The sequence below is a fragment of the Rhizobium sp. PvP014 genome (assembly GCF_017876855.1).
In the GTDB taxonomy this organism is placed as follows: domain Bacteria; phylum Pseudomonadota; class Alphaproteobacteria; order Rhizobiales; family Rhizobiaceae; genus Neorhizobium; species Neorhizobium soli.
The window spans coordinates 753,107-777,404 of the sequence record NZ_JAGIOT010000002.1; the positions used below are offsets into that span (position 1 = coordinate 753,107).

The window sequence follows — 24,298 nt, forward strand, 5'->3', positions numbered from 1 at the left end:
CCCCGTTTTCTATTCTGCTTCCAGCATTCTAGGATCGAACATGACCGAATCGAAAGCGATGATCCTGGGCTCCAGCGGCCCGCAGCTTACCCAGGACGAAATCCTGCTCTACCGGGATGAGCGTCCCTGGGGTTTCATTCTCTTTGCCCGCAACTGTGTCGAGCCGGCCCAGATCACTGATCTGGTTGCAGCCATGCGCGACACCGTCGGCCGCCCGGATGCGCCTGTCCTGATCGACCAGGAGGGTGGCCGCGTTCAGCGTATCCGTCCGCCGATGATCGAGCGTTATCCGTCAGCCGCCGCCTTGGGGGCTCTCTACAAGAATGACCGTGAAATGGGCTTGCGCGCCGCATGGCTGATGTCGCGGCTGCACGCCTTCGATCTCATGAAGCTCGGCATCAACGTCGACTGCCTGCCGGTCCTGGACGTACCGGTGGAAGGCGCCAGCAACGTCATCGGCGACCGGGCCTATGGCTTCGATCCGAAGACGGTGTCCGAGATGGGGCAGGCTGCGGCCGATGGCCTCAAGGCTGGCGGCATGCTTCCTGTGATGAAGCACATCCCGGGCCACGGCCGCGGCTTGGCCGATTCGCATCATGAACTGCCGGTCGTATCGGCATCGCGGGCGGAACTCGAAGCGCATGACTTCCTGCCCTTCGTGGCGCTCAAGAACGAGTTGATGGCGATGAGCGCGCATATCGTCTTCACCGCGATCGACACGGAAGAGCCGGCGACGATTTCTCGGAAAGTCATCGAGGATGTCATTCGCGGTCATATCGGCTTCGATGGCCTGCTGATGTCCGACGACAGCTCGATGAACGCCCTAAAGGGCACGATCGGCGAGCGCGCGGCGAGAATCGTTGGGGGCGGTTGTGATATCGTCTTGCATTGCAACGGCCTGATGGACGAAATGAAGGCGGTTGTGAACGAGGCGATCCCGCTTGGCGGCGAGGCGCTTCGACGTGCCAAAGCGGTGGAGCAGGGTTTCCCGGTTGCTGACGATGCACCGGAAGACACGCTTCGCGACGAATTCCACGGACTGATTGGGGTCGCCTGACCGCCGACAGTGAAGACGGATCGGAATGGCGATGACAAAAGCTGAAAATGCCATTCCGTTGGACAAGATGTGGCAGGACGTGACCGAGCGGGCGATCGATGATCCTTCCCTGGTGATCGACGTCGCGGGCTTCGAGGGACCGCTCGATCTTCTGCTGCATCTTGCGCGCAGCCAGAAAGTGGATCTGTCGCGGATCTCTGTCCTGGCACTCGCCGAGCAGTATCTCACATTCGTCGACAGCGCGCGGCGCGTTCGGATCGAACTGGCAGCCGACTATCTCGTGATGGCAGCTTGGCTCGCCTATCTGAAGTCGCGGTTGCTGATCCCCAAGCAGATCAAGATCGACGACGGCCCGACCGGCGAGGAACTGGCGGCAACGCTTGCCTTCCGGTTGAAACGGCTGGAAGCAATCCGCGATGCAGCCGCCCAGCTCGTCAACCGTAACCGACTCGGTCGCGATATTTTTGCACGTGGGGCACCGGAGCATATCCCGCAGCACAGGCCGTCGGCCTATGACGCATCGCTCTACGACCTGTTGTCGGCCTACGCAAATCTTAGACAGCGCAACGCCATCACCCATGTCACGATCGAACGCCGCAAGGTCTGGTCGCTGGTCGAGGCGAGGGACCTTCTCAACCGCATGCTGGGCGAGATCGGCGATTGGACGGCCCTGCAGCAGTACCTTCTGCCGTATCTGCCGCCGCAGGATCGCGTCACTGCGACTGCCAGCGCCTTTGCCGCCTCGTTGGAACTGGTGCGCGAAGGACAGCTCGAGATCCGCCAGGATGGCGCTTTCCAGACGATCTATCTCAGAAAGGGACCAGGACGGCCGAAGGCCGAGACGTTGCCTCTAAAGGCAGGGACAGCCGAATGAGCCAGATCGAGGACGCGATGGACGACGACGCGGCAGTGGATGCCATTGTGCCGGTGCCCTACTCGTCTGAGGAGATCGAGCGGATCGCCGAAGCCCTCGTGTTTGCATCGGCTGAGCCGGTTTCGGAAGCGTTTCTGGCTGAGCGTCTTCCACGGGGAGAAGATGTCCAGGCCGTGATGCAGAGACTGGCGGGCATCTATGCCTCACGCGGAGTGAACCTGGTCAAGGTGGCCGATCGCTGGGCTTTCCGCACGGCAGCAGACCTTTCCTTCGTCATTCGCAAAGACGACAGCGACGTGAAGAAACTGTCGAGGGCCGCCCTCGAAGTGCTTGCCATTATCGCCTACCACCAGCCTGTGACCCGTGCCGAGATCGAGGATATTCGCGGCGTCCAGACCTCAAGAGGTACGCTTGACGTCCTGATGGAAGCCGGCTGGGTCCGTTTCCGCGGTCGGCGTCGGTCGCCGGGCAGACCGGTGACACTCGGAACGACAGGAGATTTTCTCGATCATTTCGGGTTGGAAGAGCTACGCGATCTTCCTGGTCTCGAAGAATTGAAGGGCGCGGGACTTCTATCCGGTCGCATTCCATCCGGCTTTTCGGTGCCGGTTCCGGGCGGTGAGGACGAGCTTTCGGACGAGGAAGACCCCATTACCCAGCTTGATCTGGAGGAGCTTGGCTTGCTGCCTCCAACCGGCGACGGTGATGGCTAGCAGGGCTTTCAGCCAGCTTTCCCCTTATTATTCCCGTGTTCCCGAATATGGACCATGCGTGATTGTCCGTTGCCGACAGCAGCGTCGCTAGATCGCGAAAGTCATCCGTTCATAGCTTTTCGTGCAACGTATTTGGTGTTTGAAAAACAAACTTAAAAAGCTTACATCGGGGTCACGTTCCAATGGAGTTAGACTATGGGTTCTTTTAGTGTGTGGCACTGGCTGATCGTTCTAGTCATCGTGCTTGTCCTGTTCGGACGCGGCAAGATTCCTGAGCTGATGGGCGACTTTGCCAAAGGCATCAAGAGCTTCAAAAAAGGCATGGCGGACGAGGATGCCCCTGAGGCAAAGCCTACCGATACTGTGAACGGCGGCAGGACGGTCGATCACAAGCCCGACGAGATCAAGGAAACCACCCGGTCTTAATTGGTCGGGAGGGTTTCAGGAGCCTCTCTGAATGTTGGATATCGGTTGGACCGAGCTACTTGTCATTGCCATTGTGCTTATCGTGGTCGTAGGTCCCAAGGACTTGCCGCCCATGCTGCGCGCTTTCGGGAAGATGACATCAAACCTGCGCAAGATGGCGGGTGACTTTCGGACGCAGTTCGACGAGGCGCTTCGCGAGGCAGACATGGATGACGTCCGGAAGACGATTTCGGACGCCAAGAGCCTCAATCCCGCCAACAGCCTGCGCGACGCGATAAATCCGCTTCGCCAGATGGGGCAGGACATCCGAAACGATCTGCAGAAGGCGACGCATATGCCGTCGACGCCGACGCCGGTCAGCACGGATGTCGAAGCGCAGCATGCTGTCGAAGGTGCTCCGGTCGCCGATACGGCGCCTGTTGTTGCGGCTGTGCCGGTTACGCCCGTCACGGCATCTCCTGTTGCTGCGCCGACGTCCTCTGCTGTGACGCCGGCACCAGCGGAGGCGACAACGCCTGCCGAACCCGGTCGCGTTAGAAAGCCTCGCGCACCGAAGTTGGCGGCCACGGGTGAGCCGGCAGCTGTGGATAAGCCTGCAACGACACGCAGATCCACGAGGGCGGAGAAGCCTGCCCCAGTGGCGACGTCTGCCGAACAGCCGAAACGTGTTCGCGTGGCCAAGGTCCCGGTGTCCGCACCTGAAACGACTGAGACGGCCGTCAAGCTTGCAGCCGCCCGCAAGCGTACCCCGAAGAAGCCTGTCGATACCCCGAAGGACGATGCCTGATGAGCGGTGATTACGAAGATAAGCCGCAGCCGCTTATCGAGCATCTGATGGAGTTGCGGACAAGGCTCATCTGGTCGATCGGCGCTTTCTTCCTCGCCTTTGTCGTGTGCTTCTTCTTCGCAAAGCAGCTCTTCAACCTTCTCGTCATTCCCTACAAATGGGCGGTCATCTGGGCAAAGCTCGATATCGCGAAATCCGAACTGATCTACACCGCGCCGCAGGAATTCTTCTTCACCCAGGTGAAGGTTGCGATGTTTGGCGCGCTGGTCATTGCCTTTCCGGTGATTGCCTCGCAGATCTACAAGTTCGTGGCTCCCGGGCTCTACAAGAACGAGCGGGCAGCCTTCCTGCCGTTCCTGATTGCCTCCCCTGTGCTGTTCCTGCTTGGAGGCGCACTGGTCTACTTCTTCTTCACGCCGATGGTGATGTGGTTCTTCCTGGCCATGCAGCAGGCGCCGACCGAGGGTGAAGTGGGGATCTCGCTTCTTCCGCGTGTTTCGGAATATCTCAGCCTCATCATGACGCTGGTTCTGTCCTTTGGACTGGTTTTCCAGCTTCCCGTGGTCACGACGCTGCTTGCTCGCGTGGGCATCCTGTCCAGCAAGTGGCTGCGCGAGAAGCGCAAGTTCGCGATCGTCATCGCCTTCGTCGTTGCCGCCGTCCTGACGCCGCCGGATCCGATGTCCCAGATCGGTCTTGCTATACCGACCATCCTTCTCTACGAGATTTCCATCTACGCCGCGCGACTCGTCGAGCGCAGACGCGATGAGGACGCTTCGAGTGATGAGGCCTCGTCTGACGTCGCAGAGACGGAGAAGGCCTGAGGTTTTTCTCTCGATCGATATCGCAGCGGCCTCATGCTTTGAAGGCCAAGAATCATGCTCGATATCAAGTGGATCCGCGATAATCCGGAAGCTTTCGACGCAGCGCTGAACAAGCGCGGCGCCGAGCCAATGGCTGCCACCCTGCTTGCGATGGACGATACCCGCCGCAGCGTCATCCAGACGCTTCAGGATATGCAGTCGCGCCGCAACGCCGCCTCCAAGGAGATCGGCAATGCGATGGCGCAGAAGAATACCGAACTCGCCGAGAAGCTGAAGGCGGAAGTCGCCACCATCAAGGACACGATGCCGGCCGCCGAGCAGGAAGAACGGGCAGCTGTCGCAGCGCTCGATGACGCGCTGTCGCGCCTTCCAAACAATCCTCTCGACGATGTCCCCGTCGGCCAGGACGAATCAGGCAACGTCGTTACGCGCACGATCGGAACGAAGCCCGGCTGGAATCATCCCGCCAAGGAGCATTTCGAGATCGGCGAAGCGCTCGGCTATATGGATTTCGAGCGCGCCGCAAAACTCTCGGGCTCGCGCTTTACGGTGCTGACCGGACCGCTTGCCCGTCTTGAGCGGGCAATCGGTCAGTTCATGATCGACATGCACACCAGCGAGCACGGGTACACGGAAGTGTCGTCGCCGCTGATGGTAAAGTCCGAGGCAATGTACGGCACAGGCCAGTTGCCGAAGTTCGAGGAAGATCTCTTCAAGACGACGGATGGCCGCTACCTCATCCCGACGGCCGAAGTGACGCTGACCAACCTTGTTTCGGGCGAGGTTCTGGACGCCGAAAAGCTGCCGCTGCGCTTTACGGCGCTTACCCCGTCCTTCCGTTCGGAAGCCGGTTCTGCGGGTCGCGATACGCGCGGCATGCTGCGCCAGCACCAGTTCTGGAAATGCGAGCTCGTCTCGATCACGGATCAGGAATCATCGATCGCCGAGCACGAGCGGATGACCGAATGCGCCGAAAACGTCCTCAAGCGTCTCGGCCTGCATTTCCGGACGATGACGCTCTGCACCGGCGACATGGGCTTCAGCGCCCGCAAGACCTATGACATCGAAGTCTGGTTGCCGGGACAGGATGCTTTCCGTGAAATCTCGTCCTGCTCGGTCTGTGGCGATTTCCAGGGCCGCCGGATGAACGCGCGCTACCGCGGCAAGGACGACAAGGCTTTGAAATTCGTTCACACGCTGAACGGCTCGGGCACCGCTGTCGGCCGCTGCCTGATCGCTGTCCTCGAAAATTATCTCAATGAAGACGGCTCCGTTACGATCCCGGACGCGCTTCTGCCCTATATGAGCGGCCTGACCAAAATAGAAAAAGCATAAGGCAGCCCTGAATGCGCATCCTGCTCACCAACGACGACGGTATCCACGCGGAAGGCCTGGCGGTTCTCGAACGGATTGCCCGCCAGCTTTCCGATGACGTCTGGATTGTTGCGCCAGAAACCGACCAGAGCGGTTATGCGCATTCCCTGACCCTGTCGGAGCCGCTGCGCCTGCGCGAGATCAGCGACCGGCACTATGCCGTGCGCGGCACGCCGACGGACTGCGTCATCATGGCGATGCGCCACGTCATGGGGGGCAAGCCGGATCTCGTTCTGTCGGGTGTCAACGTCGGTGCCAACCTTGCCGACGACGTGACCTATTCTGGCACGGTCGCAGGCGCCATCGAGGGCACTCTGCAAGGCGTCCGGTCGATCGCGCTCAGCCAGGCCTACCGCAAGGAGAACGGCCGCGTCCTGCCTTGGGATACGGCCGAATCGCATGGCCCGGGCCTGATCCGCAAATTGCTGGATACGGACCTTCCGGCCGGCACGTTTCTCAACGTCAATTTCCCGGCCTGCGCGCCTGACGATGTCCAGGGGACGGAAGTCACGTCTCAGGGCAAGACCGATTTCGACGTGGCGATCGACGAACGCCAGGATGGTCGAGGCTTCCCATACTATTGGCTGTACTTTGCCTCGCGTGTCGGCCGCCAGGCGGAGGGCACCGACATCAACGCCATCAAGGCCAATCGCATTTCAGTAACACCGCTGAAACTGGACCTGACCGACTATTCGGTGCAGGATCGCTTGATGAAGGCGCTGGGTTGAACCCAGATAACGTGGCAGGCGGAGTGACAGCTTGAAATCGGGCATGGTCGAGAAGGAAGGGTTTGCTGCACTTGTCTTGCGGCTCCGGTCCGCAGGCATTTCTAATATCGACCTTCTGACTGCCGTCGAGCAGACGCCTCGTTCGCAGTTCGTGCCGCCCACGCTTTCTCAGGAAGCCTATTCCAGCCGCACGGTCCCGATCGATTGCGGTGCCTTTATGGAAGGGGCAGATCTTGCGGTTCGCCTTCTGGCCGCTCTGCAGGTGAAACCCGGTCATCGTGTTCTCGAAATCGGTACCGGCAGCGGTTTTACAGCCGCCGTGATCGGCCGCATCGCAGAACGGGTGCTGACCGTAGATCGCTATAAGACGCTCACCGTTGCGGCGCAGGCCCGCGTTGACGCGCTTGGAATGCGCAACGTCATTGCACGACAGGCGGATGGCAGCAACGGGATGCCGGGTGAGGGTACGTTCGATCGGATTTTCGTGACCACGGCATTTACGGTTCTGCCGCGATTCTATGCGGAGCAGCTGACCCATGGCGGTTCGATGGTTGCGCCGCTGATCGGCGACGACGAGACCTGCATGATGGTGAGGCTCACCAAGACCGGGAGCCGGTTTGAACGGGAAGACCTGTTCACCGTACCATTCCTGCCGATCATTCCGCAGATGGCGGCAGCGCTTTAAGCTGGTTCGGCATTGGTTCCGCTCCTGCCAAGCGCTTCCAACTCATGGTTAGCGAATTATCAAAAAAATCGCATCTCTTCCGACACTTTAACCCCACAGTAAGACTAACGCGCTTTAATGACTCCCACGATGGTTGCGTGAGTGTAGGTCGAGTCCATGCGTGTCAACAGTGCACAAAAAGTCGGAAAATCAGTAGCTAAGCTCGCAGTTGCGGCTTTGCTGGCGAGTGCGGCCACTGGCTGCAGCTCGGATTCGAGCCGTTTCTCCGGGCTGTTCTCCAAAGATGAGCTGACAACGGCTTCAATACCCCAGCGTCCGGTCGGCGGGGCCTATGGCCAGGCGCCAATGCCGCGCGACGATGTGCGGTCGGGCCAGGCGGTGGCACCGGTCCAGCAGGATTACGGTTCGCGAAATACCGCGATGAACCAGCCTTATCCGGCCCAGTCCGGTGGCTATTCATCACCGGCCCGCGCCGCTTCGGCGCCGATGGCCGTCCAGCGCAACGAGTTGGCAGCTCCCGGCGTGCCGTCTGCTCAGGCGTCCGCTCCCATGGCGTCCCGTGCACCGATGGCGGCTGACCGCGGTCAGGGCACTCGCCAGGAATCGATGGCCCAGTCATACCCGGGTCGTAGCGGTGGTTCGCAGTCTCTGACGGCTCCCACACCGTCGACCGCTCGAGGCGACAACCTGACAACGGCTTCGACGAAGCCGATGTCCGGCTGGTCTTCGGTCAACGCTCCGCGGGTAACGCTCAGGGCAGGCGAGACCGCATCGACCCTGTCTTCCCGCTACGGCGTTCCTGAAAAGGAAATCCTGAAGGCCAATGGCGGCGCTGTGAAGCCGGGCCAGACGATTGTCATCCCGACCTTCGGCCCTTCCCGTAATTCCGCGAAGACTGCGGCGTCCGATATCGACCTGCAGAACAAGGCGCCAGCGCCCACCCAGCAGACCGAGCAGAAGGTTGCCGTTCTGCCAACGCCGACCCGCGACAAGGCGATGGCGGAGCCTGGCAAGATCACACCTCCGGGCGGCAAGCCTCTCGGTGGCACCTACACGGTCAAGCCTGGCGACAGCCTTGCAAAGATCGCTCGCGAAACCGGCACGCCGATTGATCAGCTGAAGGCCGCAAACGGTCTGACGACGGACGGTGTGCGGGTCGGCCAGAGCCTGAAGGTCGGTGGTAGCTCGGTTGCGACCGATCCGGTCAGAACCGCATCCATCCCGGAAAAGCCGGCTGCCCAGCCGAAGCCTGCTGCACCGTCGCCTGTCGCTGAAGCAGCACCCGCAAAGCCTGCGCCACAGGAAACAGCATCGCTGTCGGACGTCGAGAAGAAGTCCGATGTGTCTGCCGCTGCACCGCAGTCGACCGGCATTTCGAAATATCGCTGGCCAGTCAGTGGCGCGGTCATCGCCGGCTACGGGGCCAACGTCAACGGCAGCCGCAATGACGGTATCGACATCTCGGTTCCCGAGGGCACGCCGATCAAGGCCGCTGAAAACGGCGTCGTCATCTATGCCGGCAACGGCCTGAAGCAGCTCGGAAACACCGTTCTGGTTCGCCACGACGATGGCAAGGTCACCGTTTACGGCCACGCCGGCAACATCAACGTCACGCGCGGCCAGAAGGTCACCCGCGGCCAGACTGTCGCGGCGTCCGGCATGAGCGGCGACGCTCAGCGTCCGCAGGTCCACTTCGAGGTGCGCAAGGATGCGACACCGGTCAACCCCATCACTTTCCTTGAATAATTGTAGTGCGTTTCAAGGGGACGGGAGAAAAGCGCAGCTTCGGCTGCGCTTTTTTCGTTTTGGGGCTGCTTCAAGAACTCACGGCGTGAGTGTCTTGCGCATCCGCCCGGCGAGATCCTGGATATACTGCCACGCGACGCGGCCGGAACGCCCGCCGCGCGTCGTCGCCCAGGCGAGCGCCTCGTGGTGCAGGGTTTCGCGGTTGAGGCCGAGATCGAAATGGTCGGCATAGCCGTCGATCATGGTCAGGTAGTCGTCCTGACTACACTTGTGGAACCCGAGCCAAAGCCCGAAACGATCCGAGAGCGAAACCTTCTCCTCGACCGCTTCGGACGGGTTGATCGCCGTCGACTGCTCGTTTTCCAGCCTATGCCGCGGCAAAAGGTGGCGCCGGTTCGATGTGGCGTAGAACAGGACGTTGTCCGGCCGGCCTTCGATGCCACCGTCGAGCGCTGCCTTCAGAGACTTGTAGGCCGTATCTTCGTGGTCGAAGGACAGATCGTCGCAAAACACGATGATGCGATGGCCGGATGCCTTGAGGATGTCGAGTAGCGCCGGCAGCGAGGCGATATCCTCGCGGTGGACTTCGACCAGTTTCAGCGAGACACCGGTCGACGCGCGGATATCCTCGTGCACGGCCTTGACCAGCGACGACTTGCCCATGCCGCGCGCGCCCCAGAGAAGGACGTTGTTTGCCGGATAACCTTCGGCAAACCGCAACGTGTTTTCCTGCAGGATGTCGCGCACGTGGTCAACGCCACGGATCAGGGTGAGGGCGACGCGGTTGGGGCGTGGCACGGGCTGCAGGCGCTGGTTTGTCGGCACCCAGACAAAGCAATCCGCGACAGTCCAGTCATTGACCGCTGGTGGAGGGCCCGCCAGCCGCTCGACTGCGTCGGCGAGCCGGCGCACTTCAGACAGGATCAGGGCGTTGAGCTCGTCGGTCATCTGGTATTCCTCAAGACTTTTTGTCATCGGTCGCGCCCTCTCGGCCGCTTTTTTCAGCAGGTAACATGCTCGTTATTGCATCAAAAGCCGTAGAGCCGTGGATTCAGTACGCGGGAGGACCGCTTTCTGTTGCATTCCCCCGTGTCACAACTATATTCCGGCGGCTTATGACAGGGGGCTCGGCGCCTCCGCTTATCGTTTAGGAGTTCTTGATGTTCATTACTGAGGCATTCGCGCAGGCGGGTGGAGCGGCGCCGGCGGCTTCCGCAACAGACTCGATTCTGCAGATGGTGCTGCTCTTCGCACCTCTGATGGTGGTCTGGTATTTCTTCCTGATCCGTCCGCAGCGCGCCCAGGCCAAGAAACGCCAGGAGACCCTGACGAGCATTCGCCGTGGCGACCAGGTTGTGCTTGGCGGCGGCCTCGTCGGCCGGGTTTCGAAGGTTGTCGATGACAACGAAGTCGAAGTCGAAATCGCCGACGGCGTCAAGGTCCGCGCAATGCGCGCCTACATCGCCGAAGTCCGCGTCAAGGGCGAGCCGGTCAAGGCCGACACCGCGTCCTGACATCCGGCAGGCCCGCTCTGGCGGGCCTTTCCATTTTTAATCAATCAAGGACGCGATGATGGCAAAAGGGATCGAGATACGCGAAGCCCATTTCCCCGGTCGCGCCCAGATCGATGCCTACGGCAATGGCGGTTTCCGTTTTGCCGACATGTCGCATCGCGGGTCGATCCTCTGCCTTCCCTCAGGGATACACGGCTGGGATCTGGGCGAAGGTGAGCCCCTGACGGTTTCCTCCCTCTACAAGGTCCTCGACGAAGCCTCAGGCATTGAGGTCTTGCTGATCGGCACGGGCCACAACCTGAAGCCGATACCCGCAGAGGTGAAAGCCGCATTGAAGGCGAAGGGCATCTCTTCCGACCCGATGAGCACCGGTGCTGCCGTGCGCACCTACAATATCATGCTCGCCGAATCCCGTGCCGTCGCCGTCGCGCTGATTGCCGTCTGACCCATGAGTGACGATCGTTCAACGAATGGCGAACTCTGTCTCGCGACGCTGCGAGACACGGACCGCGACCGCTATCTCGCATGCCTCCTGTCTCCGGAAGACAAGCGCCCGGCGCTCGCCGCGCTCTACGCCTTCAACGCCGAAATTGCGCGCGTCCGGGACATGGTCCGCGAGCCGCTTCCGGGAGAGATCCGCCTGCAATGGTGGCGGGATTTCCTTGAGGGTGGAATTCAGGCAGACGGGCTGGGAGACACGGGCGGCAATCCGATCGCTGCGGGACTGCAGGATGCGATCGAGACCTATCGGCTGCCGCGTCAGACGCTTGTCGCCATGACGGAAGCGCGAATCTTCGATCTCTACGACGATCCGCTCACTGACCGCAACGCGCTGGAAGGCTATGCTGGCGAAACCGCCTCGGCTTTGATCCAGCTTGCAAGCCTCATCCTTTCGCCCGAAGATGCCGCAAGGTCCACGCAGGCGGCCGGCCATGCGGGTGTTGCGCAGGCGATCGCCGGTTTCATCCTGCTTTTGCCGATCCATCGGCGCCGCAACCAGCTTTACCTCCCGCTCGATCTTCTGGCTGCCACCGGTCTTGACCGCGACAGCTTTCTGGCCGGCAGCGACAAACCTCGCATTTCCGCAGCAATTCAGGCCTTTGCCGGCCTTGGCCTCGAGCATCTCGACAAGGCACGACGTGCCGGTCCTCTTCCGCCCGCGCTCGTGCCGGCCTTCGTGCCGGTAGCGCTTGTCGAGCCGGTTCTGCAGCGCGCTTCACGCCGGGGAGCCGATGCTCTCGACGGAGACATGCAGTCTCCCCAATGGCGTCGTCAGTTGCAGATGCTGAAGGCTGCCGTCCTCAAACGCTTCTAGCAATCACCAGTCGCCACGCTTCACGCAAGCCTTGGGGGATAAATGCCCTATATCGGCAGGTGCGCATCTGCCATCAGTGGAGAAGCAGTCTTGAGCCCTTTGGTAGTTTGGTCGATCGCCATCGGCGTGATGCTGGCCATGGCCTTTTATGTTACCCGCCTGGTCAAGCACAGTGACGAGGACAGCCTTCACGATATGGGACTGGCGATACTCGAATTCGGTCGCGCCTATCCTGCCGAAGCCATCAGGAGCCTGCACAGCACAGCCGATGCGAACACGATCTTTGTGCGACTGCACGACAATAAGTCAGGCATCATGCGCAACCGTGGCAATCATTTCGCATGCCACGTAATCCGACCCGGCCGCGTGCGGGTCACGCCGACGCCCGAACCGAAAGGCTTTTCGGCCGAATTCCTGGATTCTCCGACCCAGAACGGAACCTTCGTGTTCAGGAACGAAGGAGAGGCGGCAGAAGTGTCGCTTTGGCTTCTCGACAATTATGTGAGCGTTACCGATCGACAGCTTCCGGCCGAACCGCAGCCGGCTTCAAACACCGGCCGCTCCGATTAGGCTTTTAGGCGATACCCAGCCACTCACGGCAGTCCTTCAGCGCACGAACGGACATCAACTGCCGTTTCATGATCGTCTTGTCCTTGCCCCGGAAGCGCTTCACGCCTTCCGGTTTGACGATCGAGCCGGGAGCAAGATCCGGAAACAGGCCGAAATTGACATTCATCGGCTGGAAGGACCGTTTGCCGGGCTCTTCGTCGTGGACCAGATGCCCCCCGGTGATATGCCCAAGCAGAGAACCGAAGGCCGTTGTCGCCGGCGGCGGGACGATTTCTTCGCCCTTGCGCTCGGCAGCCGCAAAACGACCAGCCAGAAGACCGATTGCCGAACTCTCCACATAGCCCTCGCAGCCGGTGATCTGACCGGCGAATCGCAGGCCCGGCCGGCTCTTCAAAGTCAGCGAGTGATCGAGCAGCATCGGTGACTGGATATAGGTGTTGCGATGCAGGCCGCCGAGCCGTGCGAATTCCGCGTTCTGCAGCCCCGGGATCATCCGGAAGATCTCGGCCTGCGCGCCATACTTCAGCTTGGTCTGGAACCCGACCATATTGTAGAGCGTGCCAAGTGCATTGTCCTGCCGCAGTTGGACGACGGCATAGGCCTTGACGGTCGGATTGTGTGAATTGGTAAGCCCCATCGGCTTCATCGGACCGTGGCGCAGCGTTTCGCGCCCACGCTCCGCCATGACCTCGATCGGCAGGCAGCCATCGAAATAGGGCGTGCCTTCCCATTCCTTGAAGCCGACCGTATCGCCCGCAATCAGTGCATCGAGAAAGGCATTGTACTGCGCTTCGTCGAGCGGGCAGTTGATGTAATCCTTGCCTGTGCCGCCAGGCCCGACCTTGTCGTAGCGCGACTGGTACCAGCAGATATCCATATCGATCGATTCGCGGTGGACGATCGGCGCGATCGCGTCGAAGAAGGCGAGCTGGTCCTCTCCGGTCTCGGCCTGGATCGACTTTGCGAGATCGGGCGACGTCAGAGGACCGGTCGCGACGACGGCCAAGTCCCATTCCGCCGGCGGTAGACCGTGAATTTCCTCTCGCACAACGGTGATCAGCGGATGGTTTTCGATCGCCTGCGTGACTGCATGAGAGAAACCGTCGCGGTCGACCGCAAGTGCGCCGCCGGCCGGGACCTGATTTTTGTCGGCGCAGGCCATGATCAAAGAGCCGGCCAGCCTCATTTCTGCATGGATGACGCCGACGGCATTGGCCGTCGCATCATCGGAGCGGAAAGAGTTCGAGCAGACGAGCTCGGCGAGACCGTCCGTGCGGTGGGCATCGGTGCCGCGCACGCCGCGCATCTCGTGGAGAATGACGGGGATGCCGGCCTCAGCGATCTGCCAGGATGCTTCGGAGCCGGCAAGGCCGCCACCGACGACGTGGATTGGGGCAGGGGTAGACGAATTCGATATGGTGCTCATGTCCGGCTCATTATCACGGCATTCGAACGGCCGGAATCAAAAAGGCACCTAAAAAGGTGCCTCTGATCATTCCTTGGGTGTCTCTTTGATCTTTTCGGATCATTGCGACTATCGTTCTCTCGCCATCGCGACATCATATCGCGCTGGTCCATCACAATGGATGGATTAACGGAAGGAACGAGCGGCGATGCCGCGGATGTCGTAGCGGGTCAGACCAATGTCGTTGAGCGCCTGGTTGGAAAGGCTGCCGAGTTCATTGATCGTACGGCGGTAGCTGATCCAGTTCTTAGCGATGCGGATCGGGTTCATTTGGTGTTTCCTCAATCATCTTTTTCCCAGTGATCTATCGTCACCGGCGATGAGCTTCATATAGGTGAGAGGCGCCGAAAGGTGCAGTGCAAAAAATGTGCGACTGCCATGCGTTTGTGCAATGAGTTGATGCTTTTTGCAGCTTCGTACGAAAAAGCAGCAGCTGCCGTTTCGCTGCGTGAAGCACTATGCACAAACGAAAAACGCCTCCCGAAGGAGGCGCTTTTAAACGGTAGACCGTTGGTCGTTCTTTAGATTTTAGAAGCCGACTGCCGTGCGTGCAACGCGACGGATGTCGGAGCGGCCAATACCGAGGTCAGAGAGTTCGCGGTCCGACATGCGGCCGAGTTCCGAAACCGTTTCGCGGTACTTGCGCCAGTCGTTCAGCTTCTTTGCGATTTTCATGGTCGTTTCCTTCGTTGGTCAATGCCGGCTAATTGCTTCCGGCTGCGTTGCTAATCGTTTTAAATGCTGCGCTGCGAAGGAAAAAGCGCGCATTTCGTATGCCACCTATGCATCTGTTGCATTGCATGCAGAAGGATCGTGCGGAAACGAGCTGTATCTGACCATAATTTGATCAGGCGCTGAATTTTACGTCTATTACACCCACAATGAAGGCGCGTAGGGCCGTTCCTGTCCGGCTTGCCAGCTCGACCCGAGGTGAACGCAGTCTCCCTTCTGATCATCATCAAACAGGCGTCACAAACCTTCATTTTTCCTTTGCGTGTAGGAAAACGGGTGTTATAGAGACGCGCGCTCCGGAAGGCCTCTGGCCGCTAGAGTTTCGATGCCTAGGGGCGCGGGTATGGTGAAATTGGTAGACACGCCAGATTTAGGTTCTGGTGCCGCAAGGCGTGGGAGTTCAAGTCTCTCTACCCGCACCAGGATCGCTGGACGCGCTGTTCGCCGGTAACGGCAGGACGCGCTGCTTATGAAAGCCGCGGCTGGTCACTTTTTAGTTCCGGTGGTGTGCTCACGAAAAACACGAACGGCTGTATGGGCGCCGCCGCCACGATAAGAAGGTATAAAAATGCAGGTTACCGAAACGCTCGCTGAAGGGCTGAAGCGCGAAATCAAGGTCGTTATCCCTAAGCAGGATATGGAAGCCGAGCTCAACGTTCGTCTGGCCGACGCCAAGGACAAGGTTCGCATCAACGGATTCCGTCCGGGCAAGGTGCCGCTTTCCCACCTCAAGAAGACCTATGGCAAGTCGATCATGGCTGATCTCGTCAACGAGATCGTCCGCGAACGCCCCACCAAGATTCTCTCCGAGCGCGGCGAGAAGTCGGCAACGCAGCCTTCGGTGTCGATGACCGAAGACGAGGCGGAAGCCGAAAAGATCCTCAATGCACAGGCTGATTTCGAATTCACCCTGACCTATGAAGTGATCCCGCCGATCGAGCTGAAGTCGACTGACGGTATCACCGTCGAGCGCGAAGTCGTTGAAGTGTCGGAAGACGAAGTCAACGAGCAGATCCTCAAGATCGCCGAAAGCGCTCGCACGTTCGAGACAAAGGACGGCGTTGCCGCTGAAGGCGATCGCGTCACCATGAACTACCTCGGCAAGGTCGATGGCGAAGCCTTCGATGGCGGCACTGCTGAAGACGCAGAATTGGTCATCGGTTCGGGTCGCTTCATCCCGGGCTTCGAAGACCAGCTGGTTGGCGTCAAGTCGGGCGACGAAAAGCAGATCACCGTGACCTTCCCGTCCGAATATCCGGCTCCGAACCTGGCTGGCAAGGACGCGACCTTCGACATCACCGTCAAGGACATCGCTGCTCCGGCTGCCGTCGAGATCAACGACGAACTTGCTTCGACGCTTGGCATCGAATCGGTCGATCGTCTGAAGGAAATCGTCCGCGGCCAGATCGAAAGCCAGTACGGCAACGTCACGCGTCAGAAGGTCAAGCGTCAGATCCTCGACCAGCTCGACGAGATGTACAAGTTCGACGCGCCGCAGGGCCTCGTTGACGCCGAGTTCGACAACATCTGGCGCCAGATCAACACCGATCTGCAGCAGTCGGGCAAGACGTTTGAAGACGAAGAAACGACTGAGGAAGAAGCACGCGAAGAGTATCGCAAGCTTGCCGAACGTCGCGTCCGTCTCGGCCTGGTTCTCTCCGAAATCGGCGAAAAGGCCGGCGTCGAAGTAACCGAGGAAGAAATGCAGCGTGCACTCTACGCACAGCTGCAGCAGTTCCCGGGCCAGCAGAAGGAAATCCTCGATTTCTTCCGCAACACCCCAGGCGCTTCCGCTTCGCTGCGTGCCCCGATCTTTGAAGAAAAGGTCGTCGATCATCTCCTGTCCGAGGTCAAGGTCACTGACAAGACCGTGACGAAGGAAGAGCTGCTCGCCGAAGAAGAAGGCGAAGACGCGGACAAGCCTGCCAAGAAGAAGGCTTCGCCGAAGAAGGCAAAGGCTGAAGCTTCAGAGGCTGCAGAAGGCGAAGAAGCCGCTGCTCCGAAGAAGAAGGCAGCACCGAAGAAGAAGGCCGCTGAAGACAGCGCAGAGTAATCTTCTGAGATACAAATTGACAAAAGGCCGGGCAGGAAACTGTCCGGCCTTTTGCGTTTCAGTTTGTCGAGTGCTGCTTGAGCCACACACCTTGATGCTTGCGGTTATGGCACCATGAAACCCCGCGACATCCGGCCCATCCCGTGACATAAGGCACGCCGAACGCGTCCTCACTTTCCGGCAGCCATGATCCGCATCGAGAATATCAGCAAGTCCAACAGTTCCCGCATTCTCTACATTGAGACCTCTGCGGCCCTGAACCGCGGCGAAAAGATCGGTTTGGTCGGTCCGAACGGGGCGGGCAAGACGACTCTGTTCCGGATGATCACCGGCCAGGAGCTGCCCGATGAGGGACAGGTCACGGTCGAGAAGCATGTGACGATCGGCTATTTCAATCAGGACGTCGGAGAAATGTCGGGCGTCAGCGCCGTCACCGAGGTGATGGACGGGGCAGGGCCAGTCAGCAGCGTTGCCGCCGAACTGCGCTCGCTCGAAGCCGCGATGGTCGATCCCGACCGGATGGACGAGATGGATGACATCATCGATCGCTATGGCGAGGTACAGGCGCGTTACGAGGAGCTGGACGGCTATGGGCTGGAAAGCCGCGCTCGCGAGGTTCTGGCAGGCCTCTCCTTCAGCGAAGAGATGATGGACGGCGACGTGGGCAAACTGTCCGGCGGCTGGAAGATGCGCGTGGCGCTTGCCCGCATCCTCTTGATGCGCCCGGACGTCATGCTGCTGGACGAACCGTCCAACCACCTGGATCTCGAAAGCCTGATCTGGCTTGAAGAGTTCCTCAAGAACTACGACGGCGCCTTGCTGATGACCTCGCATGACCGCGAGTTCATGAACCGCATCGTCAACAAGATCATCGAGATCGATGCCGGCTCGCTCAACACCTATGCCGGCGATTACGGCTTCTACGAACAGCAGCGGGCGCAGAACGAGAAGCAGCAGCTGGCGCAGTTCGAGCGGCAGCAGGCGATGCTGGCGAAAGAGATCAAGTTCATCGAACGCTTCAAGGCGCGAGCGTCGCACGCAGCCCAGGTGCAGAGCCGTGTGAAGAAGCTCGACAAGATTGAGCGGGTGGAACCGCCGCGTCGCCGCCAGACGGTCGCCTTCGAATTCCAGCAGGCACCGCGTTCCGGTGAGGATGTTGCAAACCTCAAGGGTGTCCACAAGGCCTATGGCAGCCGCGTGATCTATGACGGACTGGATTTCATGATCCGCCGCAAGGAACGCTGGTGCATCATGGGCATCAACGGCGCTGGCAAATCGACCCTTCTCAAGCTGATCGCAGGTTCGGCGGCACCCGACGTCGGATCCGTCGCGATCGGCGCCAGTGTCAAGATGGGCTATTTCGCCCAGCATGCCATGGATGTGCTGGATGGCGAGCAGACCGTGTTCGAATGGCTGGAGTCCGAGTTCCCGCGGGCCGGGCAGGGCGCGCTTCGCACCCTTGCCGGATGCTTCGGCTTTTCAGGCGATGACGTGGAGAAGAGATGCCGGGTTCTGTCCGGCGGAGAAAAGGCCCGTCTCGTCATGGCGGCCATGCTGTTTGATCCGCCGAATTTCCTGGTGCTGGACGAGCCCACCAACCACCTGGATCTCGATACCAAGGAAATGCTGATCAAGGCGCTCGCCGACTATGACGGCACGATGCTGTTCGTCAGCCATGACCGGCATTTTCTGGCCGAGCTGTCCAACCGGGTGTTGGAAGTGACCGCGGACGGCGTTCATCGTTTCGATGGCGGCTACACGGAATATGTCGAACGCACGGGTTACGAGGCGCCGGGTCTCGCAAGCTGATCCTGGACCAACCGACGCATCGTGAGGAGTCACAGTGAGCAGCCTACATCACCGGGTGGTGATGTAGGCACGGTGTCACTCGTGGATCGTGTAGGATCCCATCTTGCAGAGATCCTGCGAGTCTTCGAGGTCCTCGAGGCCTGAATCCTCGGTGAACTCGAAGCGCAGATCGTATTTGCAGACCCTGCGACCGTCAGCGATGGTGATCTCGATACTCTCGCCGGGCTCGAGAACATCCTTGCCGAACACATCTTCTTCCCAGTCGTCAACACCGACGGGCGACGTATAGAAACGCTCAAGCGTGCCGCTGGTCCTGTTCTTCAAGGTAAAGACGAGATCCGAGGCGTTGGATGTAGTGGTGCATGCAAAAAGAGCCGCCAGTGCAGCGGCCGCAATAAGTACAGTCTTTCTCACGGTAGTGTCCCTCAACCCAGAATTGGGGTAGGGAACATCTATCATTTCCATAACCGCAGACAACTAGCATGTTGGTTCATCATTAATTGTAGAATATTGATAAACCGCAACTAATTAAGCCGTGCAGCATTGTCGGTGTCATCGGCGGAACGCGAGGTATCGCTGTGAAACCCGGCAGGAATACTGCTCAAAGTCCGGTTTAAGCCGCCTTGCTGGAAGCGTCTCTCAAAGCGGCTTGCGATACTGGATAAACCCTGGCGCCACAGCGACACGGTCATAGAGACGCCTCGCGGCTGTGTTGTCTTCCTGCGTCAGCCAGTAGAGCCGACCGGCATTCTGGTCGCGCGCGAGCAGTGCCACCTTCTCGATCAGGGCTTCCCCCACGCCGCGTCCACGCTGGCTGCTGTCGACGTAGAGGTCCTGCAGATAGCAGGTCATGTCAGGTAACCAGGTCGAGCGGTGGAAGACGACATGCACGATGCCGACCATCTGCCCGTTCTCGTCGAAAGCGCCAAGTGCCTGCAGGGGCTCGTCATCATGGTGAAAGCGGGACCACGTGATGTCGTACTGTTCTTTCGGCAGTTCCGACTCGTAGAACTCGAGATAGGCTCTGAACAGGGGTTCCCATGCGGCACGGTCGGCAGGCTCAAGCGGGCGGATTGTCGTCACGGGCATCTCCTCGAGCAAAAAACAGAAACGGCGGGGAGTATACCCCGCCGTTTGCCGAATTCTACTGAAGAGATGAGGCTTAGGCAGCCATGGCCGTCTTCAGGTTTTCATCGATCTTGTCGAGGAAGGCAGTCGTGGACAGCCAAGGCTGTTCCGGGCCGATCAGAAGCGCCAGATCCTTGGTCATGTAGCCCTGTTCGACCGTGTCGACGCAGACGGTTTCGAGCGTGGTGGCAAAGGTTGCCAGTTCGGCGTTGTCATCCAGCTTCGCACGGTGCGCAAGGCCACGGGTCCAGGCGAAGATCGAGGCGATCGAGTTCGTCGAGGTTTCCTGGCCCTTCTGGTGCTGGCGGTAGTGGCGCGTTACCGTGCCATGCGCAGCTTCGGCTTCGACCGTGCGGCCATCCGGCGACAAGAGAACCGAGGTCATCAGGCCGAGCGAGCCGAAGCCCTGCGCAACTGTGTCGGACTGGACGTCGCCGTCGTAGTTCTTGCACGCCCAGACGTAACCGCCGGACCACTTCAGAGCCGATGCGACCATGTCGTCGATCAGGCGGTGTTCGTAGGTGATGCCGATTTCGGCGAACTTCGCCTTGAATTCAGCCTGGTAAACTTCTTCAAAGATATCCTTGAAGCGGCCGTCATAGGCCTTGAGGATGGTGTTCTTGGTCGACAGGTAGACCGGCCACTTGCGCATCAGGCCGTACATCATCGAAGCGCGCGCGAATTCGCGGATCGATTCGTCAAGGTTGTACATCGCCATGGCAACGCCTGCGCCGGGCGCGTCGAACACGTCCTTTTCGATAACCTGGCCGTCTTCACCGACGAACTTGATCGTCAGCTTGCCCTTGCCGGGGAACTTGAAATCGGTCGCCTTGTACTGGTCGCCGAAAGCATGGCGTCCGACAACGATCGGCTTGGTCCAGCCGGGAACGAGGCGCGGCACGTTCTGGCAGATGATCGGCTCGCGGAAGATAACGCCGCCGAGGATGTTGCGGATCGTGCCGTTCGGGCTCTTCCACATCTGCTTGAGATTGAATTCCTTCACGCGGTCTTCGTCCGGCGTGATCGTCGCGCACTTGATGCCGACGCCGTGCTTCTTGATTGCGTGAGCCGCATCGACGGTGACCTGGTCGTTCGTCGCATCACGGTTCTCGACGGAAAGGTCGTAATATTCGATGTCGAGATCGAGATAGGGAAGGATCAGCTTGTCCTTGATGAGCTGCCATATGATACGGGTCATCTCGTCGCCGTCGAGATCGACGACCGGGTTCGCTACCTTGATCTTCTGCATGGACTTCCTCTTGCCGTAATGGGCCGTTTAGGCCTCAAAAATGATCAACGGGGGCGCTATAGCATCGCGGGGAAGAGAACGCAAAGATGGTGCGGTCTGATATGGCGCGATTCGGTTAGAAAATTGGAACATGCGCTCGCCATCATCATACTGCCTGAAATTGGCCCTCAAGATTGAGCATTGCCAAACATCGGGCGCGGCGTAATGTCCGCCAAAACTCATCGCAGCACTGGATCTATGATATGCGGATACTCCCGCTTCTTTCTCTCTTCACCCTGATTTCCACCGGCGTTCTGGCGGCGGATGTGACCGATCCGGTAAAGGCGGTGATGAAGATCACCGAAGACAACTGGAATACGGTTGATAGTGACTGGAAGTCGCTGTTCGATCCCGAGCCGATCCAGCAGAATTTTAGCAAGTCGTTCCAGACTGCCTACTCGGAAGCGTCCAAGCACCCCGCTTACGAAACCGAAAACAATGCCCCCGGCGATCCGTTCGGCTACGACGTCGTCACGAGTTCGCAGGACGGCTGCCCGCTGAAGGACGTCACCATCGTGCCGGCACCGGCGGCAAATGGCGTGTCGGATGTGAAGGTCACGTTCAAGCAGTGGGCCTGCATCGATGATGCGGAAATGAAGGACAGCGTTTCGGAAGTGCATTTCGACGTCATCGAGGAAGACGGCAAGCCGGTCATCAAGGACATCCACCGCGTTGTCGAGAATGAAAGCGATTCGCTCGTCGAAGAGATGCAATCGATCGCCAAGGGCGAGTAGAGGGAAGCAAACCTTCTGAAAGCCTTGCTCTTCATCCATCCGGCGGCTATCTGCCCAGCCTGAAATTGTTGGGATTAAGCGATGTCAGGTACGAATAGCGAGCGCGAGCTCATTGCCGAGGGCCCGGCCATCATTCTGGTGGAACCGCAACTGGGCGAAAACATCGGCATGGTGGCGCGCGCCATGGCCAATTTCGGCTTGGCGGAACTGCGCCTCGTCAGTCCTCGTGATGGTTGGCCGAACGAGAAGGCGAGGTCTGCCGCGTCGAAGGCTGACCACGTCATCGATGGAGCCGTCGTCTTCGAGACGCTGGAAGACGCGACCCGCGACCTGAACTTCGTCTATGCCACGACGGCGCGCGAACGCTACGGCTTCAAGCCCGTTCGGTCACCGGTCTATGCGGCGTCCACATTGCGTGAGAAATTCAAGGCAGGTGAAAAGACCGGCATTCTGTTTGGCCGCGAACGCTGGGGTTTAAGCAACGAAGAGGTGGCGCTCGCCGACGAGATCGTCACCTTCCCGGTCAATCCGGCCTTCGCCTCGCTCAATATCGCCCAGGCGGTTTTGCTGATGTCCTATGACTGGATGAAATCCGGCATGGACGATATCGAGGAAACCCGCTTCCAGCCGATCGAGCAGCGGCCCTCGACGAAGGACCAAGTGTTCGGCATGTTCGAGCAGATCGAGGAGGCGCTCGATGCCCGAGGCTACTTCCATCCGCCTGAGAAGAAGCCGAAGATGATCGACAATCTGCGCGCGGTCCTTTCGCGGCGGAGCTTTTCGGAGCAGGAAGTCAGCGTGTTTCGCGGCGTGATCAAATCGCTGGATGCGTTTCCACGTCAATGGCCACGAAAAACGACGCCGAGGCAGAAGAAGGCCGACGTGACCGAGGAGACCGAAGGCAATGGCGGCGACGAATGACCTGAAGCCGGTGCTGATGTTCGATTCGGGCATCGGCGGACTGACTGTGCTGCGTGAGGCGCGCGTGCTGATGCCAGAGCGCGGTTTCATCTATGTCGCCGACGACGCCGGTTTCCCTTACGGCGGCTGGGAGGAGGAGGCGCTGACGGCGCGGATCCTGTCCCAGTTCGAGCGCCTGCTGAACGACTACCAGCCGGAAATCTCCATCATTGCCTGCAATACCGCCTTCACCCTGGCGGGAGCGGCGCTTCGTGAGCGCTTTCCCGAGATGACCTTCGTCGGCACCGTGCCGGCGATAAAGCCTGCAGCCGAGCGAACCAGATCCGGCCTCGTGTCCGTCCTCGCAACGCCCGGCACCGTCAAGCGCGCCTATACGCGTGATCTGATCCAGTCCTTTGCCACGCAGTGTCACGTGAGGCTTGTCGGATCGGAAAATCTGGCCCGCATGGCGGAAGCCTATATCCGCGGCGAGAACCTGTCGGACGACGCTGTCCTAGCCGAAATCATGCCCTGCTTCGTCGAGAAGGACGGCCGCAAGACCGATATCGTCGTTCTCGCCTGTACGCATTATCCCTTCATGGCGAACCTGTTCCGCCGCCTGGCACCCTGGCCGGTCGACTGGCTCGATCCGGCCGAGGCGATCGCCCGACAGGCCCGGCGCAAGGTGCCGCTTCTGGATGGTGTGCAATACCCCGGCGAGTTCGACTTCGCGGTGTTCACGTCGGGCAATCCGGATTTTGCCACGCAGCGTCTGATGCAAGGGTTTGGTTTGCGGGTCTAGCCCTCTTGTCATCGGCTAAATTCGGTGGCTTGCTCGGCCTACCGGATCAGTAGCAGACACGATGTCGATTGAAAACTGGCTGGCCTTCGTCGCCGCATCCACGATTCTTCTGGCCATTCCCGGACCGACGATCCTGCTCGTCATCTCCTATGCGATGACGCACGGGCGAAAGGTGGCGACCGCGACAGTCGCTGGCGTGGCACTCGGGGACTTCACGGCAATGACCGCCTCGATGCTGGGGTTGGGCGCCTTGCTCGCCACGTCTGCGATGCTGTTCACGATCCTCAAATGGGTGGGCGCCGCCTATCTGATCTATCTCGGCATCAAACTGTGGCGCGCACCCGTGATGGATCCAGAGGTCGCAGCCGGCGAGGGGGAGCTGCCGCAAGCCAGACCGTTGCGCATCCTGCTGCACACCTACGTGGTCACCGCGCTCAATCCGAAGGGCATCGTGTTCTTCGTCGCCTTCCTGCCGCAGTTTCTCGATCTGTCAAAACCGCTGTTCTTTCAGATGGCTGTTTTCGAGGTGACGTTTCTGGTTCTGGCGACGATCAACGCCACGCTCTACGGGCTTCTCGCCTCCCTGGCCCGCAACCAGATCCGCAGGCCACGGGTACAGAAAATCGTCAACCGGACCGGTGGTTCGCTGATGATCGGGGCAGGGCTTCTGTCGCTCGGCTTCAAGCGGGCAGCGGCCTGACCGCAAAGCCTGTGCATTTCCTCTCTTGCACGGCGAAACGAATCCCTTTCTCTGTTAGTGAGAATGTTTGGCGG

General features: G+C 59.8%; 27 protein-coding genes and 1 tRNA gene. 21 read left to right on the forward strand and 7 right to left on the reverse strand.

The features are described 5' to 3' along the window. Positions 1 to 40 precede the first annotated feature (40 nt). The 10 genes from nagZ (at position 41) to J3A65_RS08325 (ending at position 9,214) form a co-directional block, all read left to right on the forward strand. On the forward strand, positions 41 to 1,057 hold the full coding sequence (gene nagZ / locus J3A65_RS08280; protein WP_209900687.1) for a beta-N-acetylhexosaminidase: 1,017 nt from the start codon (positions 41 to 43) through the stop codon (positions 1,055 to 1,057). A gap of 25 nt (positions 1,058 to 1,082) precedes the next feature. Further along, positions 1,083 to 1,931, forward strand: a complete 849-nt coding sequence (locus J3A65_RS08285; protein WP_209900689.1) for a ScpA family protein — start codon at positions 1,083 to 1,085, stop codon at positions 1,929 to 1,931. A 17-nt stretch (positions 1,932 to 1,948) separates the two neighbouring features. Then, a complete protein-coding gene (gene scpB / locus J3A65_RS08290) occupies positions 1,949 to 2,644 on the forward strand; it encodes an SMC-Scp complex subunit ScpB (RefSeq protein WP_209903389.1) in 696 nt (231 codons plus the stop codon). 195 nt (positions 2,645 to 2,839) lie between these two features. Next, positions 2,840 to 3,070, forward strand: a complete 231-nt coding sequence (locus J3A65_RS08295; RefSeq protein ID WP_062457545.1) for a twin-arginine translocase TatA/TatE family subunit — start codon at positions 2,840 to 2,842, stop codon at positions 3,068 to 3,070. Positions 3,071 to 3,101: 31 nt separating this feature from the next. Next, positions 3,102 to 3,857, forward strand: coding sequence for a Sec-independent protein translocase protein TatB (gene tatB / locus J3A65_RS08300; RefSeq protein ID WP_209900690.1), 756 nt, complete (start codon positions 3,102 to 3,104; stop codon positions 3,855 to 3,857). Then, positions 3,857 to 4,681, forward strand: coding sequence for a twin-arginine translocase subunit TatC (tatC, locus tag J3A65_RS08305; RefSeq protein ID WP_062457539.1), 825 nt, complete (start codon positions 3,857 to 3,859; stop codon positions 4,679 to 4,681). The genes tatB and tatC overlap by 1 nt, the downstream gene beginning before the upstream one ends. Positions 4,682 to 4,735: 54 nt before the next feature. Beyond that, the gene (gene serS / locus J3A65_RS08310) at positions 4,736 to 6,016 is read left to right on the forward strand and encodes a serine--tRNA ligase (protein ID WP_209900694.1); all 1,281 of its coding nucleotides are present in this window, start codon (positions 4,736 to 4,738) and stop codon (positions 6,014 to 6,016) included. Between the two features lie 11 nt (positions 6,017 to 6,027). Continuing rightward, entirely contained in the window at positions 6,028 to 6,783 is a 756-nt protein-coding gene (surE, locus tag J3A65_RS08315) for a 5'/3'-nucleotidase SurE (protein ID WP_062457534.1), read from the forward strand. Between the two features lie 31 nt (positions 6,784 to 6,814). Next, positions 6,815 to 7,468, forward strand: a complete 654-nt coding sequence (locus J3A65_RS08320) for a protein-L-isoaspartate(D-aspartate) O-methyltransferase (RefSeq protein ID WP_209900696.1) — start codon at positions 6,815 to 6,817, stop codon at positions 7,466 to 7,468. A gap of 156 nt (positions 7,469 to 7,624) precedes the next feature. Further along, entirely contained in the window at positions 7,625 to 9,214 is a 1,590-nt protein-coding gene (locus J3A65_RS08325; RefSeq protein WP_209900699.1) for a peptidoglycan DD-metalloendopeptidase family protein, read from the forward strand. 78 nt (positions 9,215 to 9,292) lie between these two features. Here J3A65_RS08325 and J3A65_RS08330 read toward each other — a convergent pair whose 3' ends face one another. Further along, positions 9,293 to 10,162, reverse strand: coding sequence for an ATP-binding protein (locus J3A65_RS08330; RefSeq protein WP_209903391.1), 870 nt, complete (start codon positions 10,160 to 10,162; stop codon positions 9,293 to 9,295). Between the two features lie 212 nt (positions 10,163 to 10,374). Between J3A65_RS08330 and yajC the strand changes: the two genes are divergently transcribed. From yajC to J3A65_RS08350, 4 genes are all read left to right on the forward strand, one after another. Then, positions 10,375 to 10,728, forward strand: coding sequence for a preprotein translocase subunit YajC (gene yajC, locus J3A65_RS08335; protein ID WP_062457522.1), 354 nt, complete (start codon positions 10,375 to 10,377; stop codon positions 10,726 to 10,728). A 58-nt stretch (positions 10,729 to 10,786) separates the two neighbouring features. Further along, complete coding sequence (locus tag J3A65_RS08340) at positions 10,787 to 11,173, forward strand: Mth938-like domain-containing protein (protein ID WP_209903393.1); 387 nt, start codon at positions 10,787 to 10,789, stop codon at positions 11,171 to 11,173. A 3-nt stretch (positions 11,174 to 11,176) separates the two neighbouring features. Then, complete coding sequence (locus tag J3A65_RS08345) at positions 11,177 to 12,043, forward strand: phytoene/squalene synthase family protein (RefSeq protein ID WP_209900700.1); 867 nt, start codon at positions 11,177 to 11,179, stop codon at positions 12,041 to 12,043. Positions 12,044 to 12,133: 90 nt separating this feature from the next. Beyond that, positions 12,134 to 12,613, forward strand: a complete 480-nt coding sequence (locus J3A65_RS08350; RefSeq protein WP_245341496.1) for a hypothetical protein — start codon at positions 12,134 to 12,136, stop codon at positions 12,611 to 12,613. Between the two features lie 4 nt (positions 12,614 to 12,617). Here the strand turns inward: J3A65_RS08350 and trmFO are convergent, their stop codons facing one another. The 3 genes from trmFO to J3A65_RS08365 all read right to left on the reverse strand — a co-directional run bounded on the left by trmFO (position 12,618) and on the right by J3A65_RS08365 (position 14,753). Next, positions 12,618 to 14,039, reverse strand: a complete 1,422-nt coding sequence (gene trmFO / locus J3A65_RS08355) for a methylenetetrahydrofolate--tRNA-(uracil(54)-C(5))-methyltransferase (FADH(2)-oxidizing) TrmFO (protein WP_062457512.1) — start codon at positions 14,037 to 14,039, stop codon at positions 12,618 to 12,620. 165 nt (positions 14,040 to 14,204) lie between these two features. Beyond that, on the reverse strand, positions 14,205 to 14,348 hold the full coding sequence (locus J3A65_RS08360) for a DUF1127 domain-containing protein (protein ID WP_082471896.1): 144 nt from the start codon (positions 14,346 to 14,348) through the stop codon (positions 14,205 to 14,207). Between the two features lie 258 nt (positions 14,349 to 14,606). Beyond that, entirely contained in the window at positions 14,607 to 14,753 is a 147-nt protein-coding gene (locus J3A65_RS08365; protein WP_082471897.1) for a DUF1127 domain-containing protein, read from the reverse strand. Positions 14,754 to 15,147: 394 nt separating this feature from the next. Between J3A65_RS08365 and J3A65_RS08370 the strand changes: the two genes are divergently transcribed. From J3A65_RS08370 to J3A65_RS08380, 3 genes are all read left to right on the forward strand, one after another. Then, positions 15,148 to 15,232: transfer RNA gene (locus J3A65_RS08370), tRNA-Leu, on the forward strand. Positions 15,233 to 15,378: 146 nt separating this feature from the next. Next, on the forward strand, positions 15,379 to 16,863 hold the full coding sequence (gene tig, locus J3A65_RS08375; RefSeq protein ID WP_062457509.1) for a trigger factor: 1,485 nt from the start codon (positions 15,379 to 15,381) through the stop codon (positions 16,861 to 16,863). A gap of 186 nt (positions 16,864 to 17,049) precedes the next feature. Then, the gene (locus J3A65_RS08380; protein WP_209900702.1) at positions 17,050 to 18,672 is read left to right on the forward strand and encodes an ABC-F family ATP-binding cassette domain-containing protein; all 1,623 of its coding nucleotides are present in this window, start codon (positions 17,050 to 17,052) and stop codon (positions 18,670 to 18,672) included. A gap of 75 nt (positions 18,673 to 18,747) precedes the next feature. Here the strand turns inward: J3A65_RS08380 and J3A65_RS08385 are convergent, their stop codons facing one another. From J3A65_RS08385 to J3A65_RS08395, 3 genes are all read right to left on the reverse strand, one after another. Then, positions 18,748 to 19,086: a hypothetical protein gene (locus tag J3A65_RS08385; RefSeq protein ID WP_192086648.1), complete on the reverse strand. Its 339-nt coding sequence runs from the start codon at positions 19,084 to 19,086 to the stop codon at positions 18,748 to 18,750. Between the two features lie 225 nt (positions 19,087 to 19,311). After that, positions 19,312 to 19,755, reverse strand: coding sequence for a GNAT family N-acetyltransferase (locus J3A65_RS08390; protein ID WP_244508807.1), 444 nt, complete (start codon positions 19,753 to 19,755; stop codon positions 19,312 to 19,314). A gap of 79 nt (positions 19,756 to 19,834) precedes the next feature. After that, positions 19,835 to 21,049 carry an NADP-dependent isocitrate dehydrogenase gene (locus J3A65_RS08395; RefSeq protein ID WP_062457500.1) on the reverse strand — a complete coding sequence of 405 codons (1,215 nt, stop codon included), beginning with the start codon at positions 21,047 to 21,049 and terminating at the stop codon, positions 19,835 to 19,837. Positions 21,050 to 21,291: 242 nt separating this feature from the next. Here J3A65_RS08395 and J3A65_RS08400 point away from each other — a divergent pair, with 242 nt between their 5' ends. The 4 genes from J3A65_RS08400 to J3A65_RS08415 all read left to right on the forward strand — a co-directional run bounded on the left by J3A65_RS08400 (position 21,292) and on the right by J3A65_RS08415 (position 24,224). After that, complete coding sequence (locus J3A65_RS08400) at positions 21,292 to 21,822, forward strand: hypothetical protein (RefSeq protein WP_062457497.1); 531 nt, start codon at positions 21,292 to 21,294, stop codon at positions 21,820 to 21,822. Positions 21,823 to 21,903: 81 nt separating this feature from the next. Next, on the forward strand, positions 21,904 to 22,743 hold the full coding sequence (locus tag J3A65_RS08405) for an RNA methyltransferase (protein ID WP_062580361.1): 840 nt from the start codon (positions 21,904 to 21,906) through the stop codon (positions 22,741 to 22,743). Then, the gene (gene murI / locus J3A65_RS08410; protein WP_209900704.1) at positions 22,727 to 23,524 is read left to right on the forward strand and encodes a glutamate racemase; all 798 of its coding nucleotides are present in this window, start codon (positions 22,727 to 22,729) and stop codon (positions 23,522 to 23,524) included. Before J3A65_RS08405 ends, murI begins: the two co-directional genes overlap by 17 nt. A gap of 61 nt (positions 23,525 to 23,585) precedes the next feature. Next, complete coding sequence (locus J3A65_RS08415) at positions 23,586 to 24,224, forward strand: LysE family translocator (RefSeq protein ID WP_192086646.1); 639 nt, start codon at positions 23,586 to 23,588, stop codon at positions 24,222 to 24,224. The last annotated feature ends 74 nt before the right edge of the window (positions 24,225 to 24,298 follow it).

Coding starts and splice junctions, on each gene's coding strand:
- nagZ (WP_209900687.1), top strand. CDS start 41: ATGACCGAATCGAAAGCGATGATCCTGGGCTCCAGCGGCCCGCAGCTT.
- J3A65_RS08285 (WP_209900689.1), top strand. CDS start 1,083: ATGGCGATGACAAAAGCTGAAAATGCCATTCCGTTGGACAAGATGTGG.
- scpB (WP_209903389.1), top strand. CDS start 1,949: ATGGACGACGACGCGGCAGTGGATGCCATTGTGCCGGTGCCCTACTCG.
- J3A65_RS08295 (WP_062457545.1), top strand. CDS start 2,840: ATGGGTTCTTTTAGTGTGTGGCACTGGCTGATCGTTCTAGTCATCGTG.
- tatB (WP_209900690.1), top strand. CDS start 3,102: ATGTTGGATATCGGTTGGACCGAGCTACTTGTCATTGCCATTGTGCTT.
- tatC (WP_062457539.1), top strand. CDS start 3,857: ATGAGCGGTGATTACGAAGATAAGCCGCAGCCGCTTATCGAGCATCTG.
- serS (WP_209900694.1), top strand. CDS start 4,736: ATGCTCGATATCAAGTGGATCCGCGATAATCCGGAAGCTTTCGACGCA.
- surE (WP_062457534.1), top strand. CDS start 6,028: ATGCGCATCCTGCTCACCAACGACGACGGTATCCACGCGGAAGGCCTG.
- J3A65_RS08325 (WP_209900699.1), top strand. CDS start 7,625: ATGCGTGTCAACAGTGCACAAAAAGTCGGAAAATCAGTAGCTAAGCTC.
- J3A65_RS08330 (WP_209903391.1), bottom strand. CDS start 10,162: ATGACCGACGAGCTCAACGCCCTGATCCTGTCTGAAGTGCGCCGGCTC.
- yajC (WP_062457522.1), top strand. CDS start 10,375: ATGTTCATTACTGAGGCATTCGCGCAGGCGGGTGGAGCGGCGCCGGCG.
- J3A65_RS08340 (WP_209903393.1), top strand. CDS start 10,787: ATGGCAAAAGGGATCGAGATACGCGAAGCCCATTTCCCCGGTCGCGCC.
- J3A65_RS08345 (WP_209900700.1), top strand. CDS start 11,177: ATGAGTGACGATCGTTCAACGAATGGCGAACTCTGTCTCGCGACGCTG.
- trmFO (WP_062457512.1), bottom strand. CDS start 14,039: ATGAGCACCATATCGAATTCGTCTACCCCTGCCCCAATCCACGTCGTC.
- J3A65_RS08360 (WP_082471896.1), bottom strand. CDS start 14,348: ATGAACCCGATCCGCATCGCTAAGAACTGGATCAGCTACCGCCGTACG.
- J3A65_RS08365 (WP_082471897.1), bottom strand. CDS start 14,753: ATGAAAATCGCAAAGAAGCTGAACGACTGGCGCAAGTACCGCGAAACG.
- tig (WP_062457509.1), top strand. CDS start 15,379: ATGCAGGTTACCGAAACGCTCGCTGAAGGGCTGAAGCGCGAAATCAAG.
- J3A65_RS08380 (WP_209900702.1), top strand. CDS start 17,050: ATGATCCGCATCGAGAATATCAGCAAGTCCAACAGTTCCCGCATTCTC.
- J3A65_RS08395 (WP_062457500.1), bottom strand. CDS start 21,049: ATGCAGAAGATCAAGGTAGCGAACCCGGTCGTCGATCTCGACGGCGAC.
- J3A65_RS08400 (WP_062457497.1), top strand. CDS start 21,292: ATGCGGATACTCCCGCTTCTTTCTCTCTTCACCCTGATTTCCACCGGC.
- J3A65_RS08405 (WP_062580361.1), top strand. CDS start 21,904: ATGTCAGGTACGAATAGCGAGCGCGAGCTCATTGCCGAGGGCCCGGCC.
- murI (WP_209900704.1), top strand. CDS start 22,727: ATGGCGGCGACGAATGACCTGAAGCCGGTGCTGATGTTCGATTCGGGC.
- J3A65_RS08415 (WP_192086646.1), top strand. CDS start 23,586: ATGTCGATTGAAAACTGGCTGGCCTTCGTCGCCGCATCCACGATTCTT.